The sequence below is a fragment of the Lederbergia ruris genome (assembly GCF_018332955.1).
GTDB lineage: Bacteria > Bacillota > Bacilli > Bacillales > Bacillaceae_C > Lederbergia > Lederbergia ruris.
Map to the genome: position 1 here is coordinate 112134 of NZ_BORB01000013.1, position 7969 is coordinate 120102.

A 7969-nucleotide genomic window follows, 5' to 3' on the forward strand; every position below is an offset into this window, starting at 1 on the left:
TTATCCCGAAATAATTGGCGGTAAGCCCCACTTCTATAATTCCAAGACACGGAATTTTTTAAGTAATCAAATAATTTATTCTGTATTTATTGTAAATTCTGCTTGATTTTTTCGTTTTCCAAGGTAAAAAGAGGAGCCCTCTTAAAAAGTCTATTCATTGACCTTTTTGGATAGCTCCTCTTTTTCTTATTTTATTCGGCATGTTTGGGATGATGTTGCAGTAAAGCGGCTTTATTAATCTCTTCACCTTCCAACTTCTCCTTCTCATACCAAGCAAAAAATACTTTTACGAGCATATAACCAAGCACGATTTCTTGAATGACCTTCATGATGACGCCACCCAGTTGCTGGTCCACTTTCGGTGCGACATTCGTAAACAATTCAGGACTAAGGCCACTTCCAGCAAGACCTGATAATGTAGAAGTAGGTACACAAAGTTCCATTGCTTTAAGCCACATTTCTCCATCCGTATAGGTTGCATAGATGGCAGTAGGTGCAAATATGATCATCCCGCATGCTGGTAAAAGTAAAATGCCATCCGCTAAAATGTAACCTACTTTTTTCAAACCATGAATTTGGTATCCCTCGTCAAGTTTATTCGTTATTGGCCACCATAAAAATAGGGCTAAAATGAAGAGAAGAATCGTATAACCAGCATGGAGAAAAATGTTCATCTTAACAGCATCCATAACGACGGGAATATGGTATATAGAAAAGATACCATTAAACACAAGTAAAGCGATCAAAGGCTTTGTCATGAACTTAAAAATAGGATGAAACCATTTACTATGAATAAGTTCTTTCCACACCCAATTTGGAATGGAAACAATTAGGATTGGTGGTATGACCAAATATAAAAACGCCATTTGGAACATGTGAAAAGTAAACATAATATGAGCCATTAAATCGACAGGGGAACCTTTTGTCACATACAGAAGGGTCATGGCAATGATGAATAATATAGCCTGCTTTGGCTTAAGTGCTTCTCGGTCAGGAGCATTGCCTCTTAGTTTCACTGTTACAAAGAAATAAGCGACAATTAAAAGTAAGACAAAAATCATAAAATATGGACTCCATAATGCGCGGAAGCCAAAAATACTTAAAGGCACGCTCTTCACCTCGTTTAGAATACTGATAGTACTTTTATTATACTTTTATAAAGAGCCGAATTCAACGCAGCCAATTGACATATTGATGACATTGCAAAAAGCCAGCCTAATCGGCTGGCTTTTTAATCACCACCAAACGATGGTTAGAAACGCTAGAATTGTTGCAAATCCAATGATGACTCCACCGTATATAAATAACTGTGGAGCTTCATGCCCTTTCTGATTCATGTGCATGAAATAATAAAGTTGAAAAATCACTTGGATCACAGCGAGTAACAGGATAAATGGAAGTACGAACCATTTATCAAATCCTGCTGCTACCGCGCCGAATGCGCAAAGTGTTAAGAAAATAGAAATCGCAAAAGAGATAACCTGATGACGCATTTCTTCAGCATTTCTTTTTCTTCGGTATTCATATTTTGTATCCATATCTCGTGAATTTAATTGTTCGTTTCCCATTTATATCACACCATCCCCATTAGATATACGACAGTGAAGATAAATACCCATACGACGTCAATAAAGTGCCAATACAAACTTGCTAGATAAAATTTGGGGGCATTATATAAACTTAACCCTCTATTCGCATTTCGCACCATAAGAGCGATCATCCAACCAAGTCCAAATACTACGTGACCACCGTGAAATCCTACTAGGGTGTAGAAAGCTGAACTAAAAGCACTCGTTGTATACCCAAAATCTAAACCGTGAGTATAATGCCAGAATTCATAAATCTCACAAGCCAAGAATGCCAAACCAAGAACAACTGTTATAAATAACCAAGCTTGCATTTTTTTGAAATGAAAGTTCTTCATATGGTAAATGGCATAAACACTCGTAATAGAACTGGTTAAAAGTATCATCGTCATAATAAAAGCTAATTTCAAATCAAAAATATCCGTAGATATAAGACTATCCTTATTTGGTACTTTGTCTTTCAATGCCAAGTATGTTGCAAACAGGGAAGCGAATAGAACTGTTTCGCCTCCAAGAAAGAACCAAAATCCCAAAAATTTATTTTTCCCTTCCAGAGTTGCTCTTTCGGGTGACTCAGGCCATGTTTTGGGTGTAAATTGCTCTTCAACATGCATTATGCCTTTACCCCCTTATCCTTTTTATCAACTAGCTCCGATTTTGGTATATGGAAGCCATGATCATCTTTTAAAGATCTAAGTAACATAGAACCAAATGCTACAATCAGACCGATAATCAAAACAGGATCTCCCCATGCATGATCATTACGGAAGATCGCCCCATAAGAAGCAATCATAAAGCCTAGAGAAATAAATACCGGGAAAATAGAACCGTTCGGCATATGAATGTCATTAACAGGTTCAGCCGGAGTCACTTCTTGCTTACCTTCCATTTTTTCAATCCAGTATGTGTCAATACCACGTACTAAAGGCAACTGTTTGAAATTATAAAATGGCGGTGGTGATGGTAGTGACCATTCCAAAGTACGTCCATCGCCCCATGGGTCGTTGCCAACACGGACATTTTTTACTTGGGTCATAATAATATTGTAAAGCAAAATCAATACCGCTACAGCCATGAAAGCTGCACCGATCGAACTGATTAAGTTTCCTGTATTCAATCCCTGATCATCTAAGAATGTAGCAATTCTTCTTGGCATTCCCATTAAACCAAGGAAATGTTGAATAAAGAAAGTTAAATGGAAACCAATAAAGAATAAGACAAACTCAATTTTACCTAATGTTTCATTTAACATCGTGCCAAACATTTTCGGCCAATAGAAATGGACTGCAGCCAAAATGGCTAATACCACTCCACCAACAATGACATAATGGAAGTGGGCTACAACAAAGTAGGTATCATGGAACTGATAGTCTGCAGGCGCTACGGCAACCATGATTCCTGTTACTCCCCCCATTACGAAAGAAGGAATAAATCCAGCTGCATAGAGCATCGGTGTCGTAAATTTGACACTGCCGCCCCACATCGTAAAGATCCAGTTAAAAATCTTAATACCGGTCGGCACTCCAATTGCCATGGAAGCTACGGCAAAGATCGCGTTGGCGATATTACCTAGTCCAACTGTAAACATATGGTGAGCCCAAACCATGAATCCAAAAAATCCAATTAGTACCGTCGCAAAGACCATAGAGGAATAACCAAATAGTCTTTTTCTAGAGAACGTCGCAAAAATCTCCGAGAAGATCCCGAATGACGGTAATATTAAGATATATACTTCAGGGTGCCCAAATATCCAGAAGAAATGCTCCCAAATAATCGTGTTTCCACCCATTGCCACTTCAAAAAAGTTTGCGCCAAATAAGCGATCAAATGTTAGCAAGAATAATGCAACGGTTAACGGAGGGAATGCAAACAAAATCAATGCAGAAACAACAAATGTTGTCCAGGTGAACATTGGCATTCTCATATAGGTCATACCTGGTGCACGCATATTAATAATGGTAACGAGAAAGTTAATTCCGCCCATTAGCGTTCCGAAACCAGAAATTTGTATACCCGTTACATAGAAATCAACACCATGATGGGGAGAATTAAGTGCAAGAGATGCATAAGATGTCCATCCAGCATCCGGTGCCCCACCCAAAAACCATGAGGTATTCAGTAAAATTCCACCTAGGAAAAATAACCAAAAACCTAAAGCATTTAGAAATGGAAATGCCACATCACGCGCCCCGATCTGCAGGGGCATAATTAAGTTCATTAACCCGATCAATATCGGCATGGCTGCCAGGAAGATCATAGTTGTTCCATGCATGGTCATTACTTCGTTAAATGTTTGTGCACTAACAAAACCATTGTTTGGCACAGCGAGTTGAATCCGTATAATTAAAGCTTCAATACCGCCTAATAGGAAGAAAAATCCTCCACCAGCGATATACAGAATACCAATCTTTTTATGGTCTACCGTTGTCATGTAGTCCCAAAGAGTGGCACCGAAGCCTCGCTTTTGAGCAATTGTACTCACAATTTAACCTCCTTAAATACTTGGGACTGTTTTATTCATTACCAACTTTTAATTCCATCAAATAAGCCGCTAATGCATCTAATTCATCATCTTTAAGATCTGGATAAGCACCAGTCATTTTGTTTCCTGGCTTAAATTGTTCTGGATCTTTTATCCATTCTTTCAAGCTTTCTTCATTATGTTCTAAGATCCCAGCGACCGTTTCCCTGTTACCGAAATCCGCTAAATTAGGCGCTGTTCTTGCTTGTGGCGGGGTATCATTGCTAGGTGTTACAGCATGACAAGAAATACAGCTGTCATTAAATACCTCTTCCCCTTTTTTCGCTAATTCAGAAGTTGGCACAGGTTCTTCAGCATTTTGCATATCTGCAACCCACTGATCAAATTCATCCTGTGGAATAGCTTTAACTTTAAAGTCCATGTAAGCATGTGAAGGACCACAAAGCTCCGCACATTTTCCATAGAAAATATTGTTTACATCGTCTGCTTTATCCTGATCAACGCTTAAGAAAAACTTATTGACGTTTTCTGGGTTAGCGTCTAATTTTCCGCCTAGTGGTGGAATCCAGAAAGAGTGCTTGATGTCAGCAGATTCAACATTAAAGTACACTTTTTGATCTGTTGGAATTACTAAGTCTTGACTTGTTAAAATTCCCAAATCTTCATATTCGAACTCCCACCAGTACAAATGAGCTCGTACATTCACAACGAGATTTTCCCGATTTCCATCCTTGTCCTTCTTATCCATTGCTGAAACATCACCTTGTGAAAAAGTAGCAGCAACTGTAGGGACAGCAAGAACCAAAATAATGATGATCGGAATAACGGTCCAAATGATTTCTAATGTGTGACTACCTTCAACTTGTTTAGGTATTTCACTATTGTTTTTCCGGCGAAAACGGACTAAAACAATTGCAAATAGTACCACTACGACAATAACAACTAGAGTCATTATGCCTAAACTGAATAAAATCAGGTCATATTGCTGTTTTGCCACTTCCCCGGCCGGTTTTAAAGCAGAGAGAAACGGCTCGCCGCATCCTGATAGGACTAGCGCCAAAACCGCTATGACCGTAGCAAGACGCCATTTTCGCAGCCATTTTTTCATAATGTAATCAAACCCCTCTTTCGTAAAATGTCTTGGCAGCTATAGACATGCCTGTAATTATATGGATTTCTTATAAAGTAAGAAAGAATTCCCTAGAAATATAACCTTGAATGATAAAGTAGATTTTGTCTTTTTTTCTTACTTTCGTAAGCAATAACAGTCATCTAGATAACTGAAAAGATTACCATCGCCGTAAAAAGAATGGTTAAATAGTTTAGTGAGTAAATAAACATTCCGTTGGCCCATTTAACATCGTCTTTTTTCTTATAACCCATCATACCCATAATGAACCACCCAATATTCAAGGCAGTGGCAAATATTACAAATGGGATTCCTAATGACATCATAAAAAAAGGAATGGGTAATAGCAATGCCACCCAAAACATAATATGTTTTTTGGTTACAGAAAAACCCTTTACAACGGGAAGCATTGGGATGGAAGCAGCCCTATATTCCTCTACTCGCCTCATTGCAAGCGCATAGAAATGGGGCGGCTGCCAAATAAACATTAGTAAAAATAACATCCAAGCCATTGTAGGCAATGAAGGATCAACCGCAGCCCAACCAATTAGAGGTGGAATCGCTCCTGGAAGACTGCCGATAACTGTATTAGTAACATAATTCCGTTTCGCCCACATGCTATAGACTACTACATAGCTGAAAACCCCAATGACTCCAAGGATACCTGCTATGATATTGGTCAGGAAGAGAAATATTAATCCCACTACGATGAAACTAAAGCCAATGATTAAGGTTTTAGAACCAGTTATTTTCCCTGTCACTGTCGGCCTTTTTTTCGTCCGTTCCATAATGTGGTCTATATCCCTATCTATGTAATTATTCAAGGCGCATGAACCTGCCATGATTAAAGATGAACCAGCGAGAGCATAAAAAACGGTGTCTAATGATTGGAGGAAGTGTCCATCCGTAAAAACAAAGGCTAACCACAATCCAGTGAAACTGGTAATGAGGTTGGAATTTACAATGCCGATTTTAATTAGTGCCGTAAAATCTTTCCATTTTGTGCTAGCTGGATGTACAGTTCTTTCCACACTTGCTAATGTACGACTATCTCCCATTTTTATTCCCTCCTTTCTAAAAGTTTCTTCCATCATTTACTATAATGCATTTTGCTTAACATTGCTTGCTTTTAACGAAAGTTTCAGTATTTGTTCACTAATTTAACTCGATTATGGCATTGGCATTTTCATATCTCACTATTTCTTTTCACTTAAGATTGAAGAATCAAAGCCTCCAATGGATTATTAAAGCATAATTTCTTGCGAATATGGAGATAAAGAGAAAAGTTTTTATGTCGAAAATGTGACTACTTATAGTGCCTGTTCAAAAAGGAGGATAAAAAGGACCAAGAAGTTCGAGGCGGCGCAGCCTTCGAGCAGCAGAATGTATGCATTTAGATACATGAGCAGCGGAGAAGCAAGCCAACGAAGAAATTCGCAGTGTCATTTTTACCGGACTTTTTGAACATCCTCTTATAGTAAACAAATGAATCTTCCTTCTTATTTTTACCAAATAAAGGACAATCTTTCAAGCTTTGGGCTTTGCTGAACGAGCTGTAACAATATTGTCAGTTGTTTTTTTTCTCTCCTTTATGTAGTATCGGTAATGAAATGTGTATTTAAAAGAGGATGTTCAAAAAGTTAACTTATTATGTTCTTTTAAAGAAGGTGAAAAATTGAGTAGAAAATTAAAATGGTTTTCTGTTTTAACTTCACTCGTAATGTTAGGAGTGTTACTTGGTGGAGCTTTAGTAACAAAAACCGATTCAGGGATGGGCTGCGGACGCTCCTTTCCATTATGTAACGGGAAACTAATTCCTTTGGATGATATTACACCCGCATTGTTAATTGAATTCTCTCATAGACTTGTTTCAGGAAGTGCCGCCATTTTAGTTGCCATTTTATCTATTTGGGCTTGGAAGGCAATCGGAAAGGTTAGGGAAACAAAATTGCTAGCGATCTTATCGATCTCCTTTTTAATTATCCAAGCATTAATTGGTGGAGCTGCAGTGCTGTGGCCCCAATCTGATTTTGTTTTGGCCTTGCATTTTGGTATCTCCCTTATTTCTTTTGCTGCGGTACTATTACTTACCTTACTTATTTTTGAAGTCGATAAAAAATTCGACACGAACAAACTAATCATCGACAAGAGAATGACGTTTCACATTATCAGTCTAACCATATACAGTTATATTGTGGTTTATACTGGGGCACTTGTGCGACATACCGAATCAAGTTTAGTTTGTTCAGATTTTCCACTGTGTACAAATGGAGAGTTTTCATTACCTACTAATATGTATCAATGGATTCAGATGGGGCATCGTACAGCTGCTGCCGTTATTTTTCTTTGGATTGGATATGTGACGATACTGGCTATTCGGCATTATAAACATCAAAAAGTCCTCTACTTTGGCTGGATTATTGCCTTTATTCTTGTCTCGCTTCAAGCCATTTCAGGAGCAAGTGTGATTTTTACAAAAGCAAATCTATTTGTTGCCTTACTACACGCGATCTTTATATCACTATTATTCGGGTTATTATGTTATTTCCTACTCCTCTTGTCCCGTAATAGGAGTAATATGGCCAAACATCAAATTCAGCCAGAAGAAAAACATTCCGTTGATCCAAATAAATTAGTTACACATTAAAAGAGGCTGGGACAAAACTCCAGTAAATAAAATTAAGGCGTTGGGGCTTACACTTAAAAAGTGTAGACCCCACGCCTTTTTTTGTCGCTATTTTAGTAAACAAAAAGGACACCTTTTGATAAAAT

At 38.1% G+C, this 7969-nt stretch carries 7 protein-coding genes; 1 reads left to right on the forward strand and 6 read right to left on the reverse strand.

Annotation, left to right across the window (positions count from 1 at the left end; translation table 11 throughout):
• Nucleotides 1-191: 191 nt before the first annotated feature.
• The 6 genes from ctaG to cyoE all read right to left on the reverse strand — a co-directional run bounded on the left by ctaG (nt 192) and on the right by cyoE (nt 6255).
• Nucleotides 192-1118, reverse strand: a complete 927-nt coding sequence (gene ctaG / locus KI363_RS09620; RefSeq protein WP_306345167.1) for a cytochrome c oxidase assembly factor CtaG — start codon at nt 1116-1118, stop codon at nt 192-194.
• A 117-nt stretch (nt 1119-1235) separates the two neighbouring features.
• Nucleotides 1236-1568, reverse strand: coding sequence for a cytochrome c oxidase subunit IVB (gene ctaF / locus KI363_RS09625; protein WP_158320477.1), 333 nt, complete (start codon nt 1566-1568; stop codon nt 1236-1238).
• 5 nt (nt 1569-1573) lie between these two features.
• On the reverse strand, nt 1574-2200 hold the full coding sequence (locus tag KI363_RS09630; protein ID WP_212966206.1) for a cytochrome c oxidase subunit 3: 627 nt from the start codon (nt 2198-2200) through the stop codon (nt 1574-1576).
• Entirely contained in the window at nt 2200-4068 is a 1869-nt protein-coding gene (gene ctaD, locus KI363_RS09635; RefSeq protein WP_158320479.1) for a cytochrome c oxidase subunit I, read from the reverse strand. Before ctaD ends, KI363_RS09630 begins: the two co-directional genes overlap by 1 nt.
• A gap of 31 nt (nt 4069-4099) precedes the next feature.
• Nucleotides 4100-5176, reverse strand: a complete 1077-nt coding sequence (gene coxB / locus KI363_RS09640) for a cytochrome c oxidase subunit II (protein ID WP_212966207.1) — start codon at nt 5174-5176, stop codon at nt 4100-4102.
• A 164-nt stretch (nt 5177-5340) separates the two neighbouring features.
• Nucleotides 5341-6255: a heme o synthase gene (gene cyoE / locus KI363_RS09645; protein ID WP_212966208.1), complete on the reverse strand. Its 915-nt coding sequence runs from the start codon at nt 6253-6255 to the stop codon at nt 5341-5343.
• A 617-nt stretch (nt 6256-6872) separates the two neighbouring features.
• On the opposite strand from cyoE, the gene KI363_RS09650 reads away from it, so the two are divergent.
• Nucleotides 6873-7844 (forward strand): COX15/CtaA family protein, encoded by a 972-nt coding sequence (locus KI363_RS09650; protein ID WP_158320482.1) that lies wholly within the window; start codon nt 6873-6875, stop codon nt 7842-7844.
• Nucleotides 7845-7969: the final 125 nt, after the last annotated feature.

Excerpts from the sequence above, each read along its gene's own strand:
- KI363_RS09630 (WP_212966206.1), bottom strand. The coding sequence starts at position 2,200 with ATGCATGTTGAAGAGCAATTTACACCCAAAACATGGCCTGAGTCACCC.
- cyoE (WP_212966208.1), bottom strand. The coding sequence starts at position 6,255 with ATGGGAGATAGTCGTACATTAGCAAGTGTGGAAAGAACTGTACATCCA.
- ctaF (WP_158320477.1), bottom strand. The coding sequence starts at position 1,568 with ATGGGAAACGAACAATTAAATTCACGAGATATGGATACAAAATATGAA.
- coxB (WP_212966207.1), bottom strand. The coding sequence starts at position 5,176 with ATGAAAAAATGGCTGCGAAAATGGCGTCTTGCTACGGTCATAGCGGTT.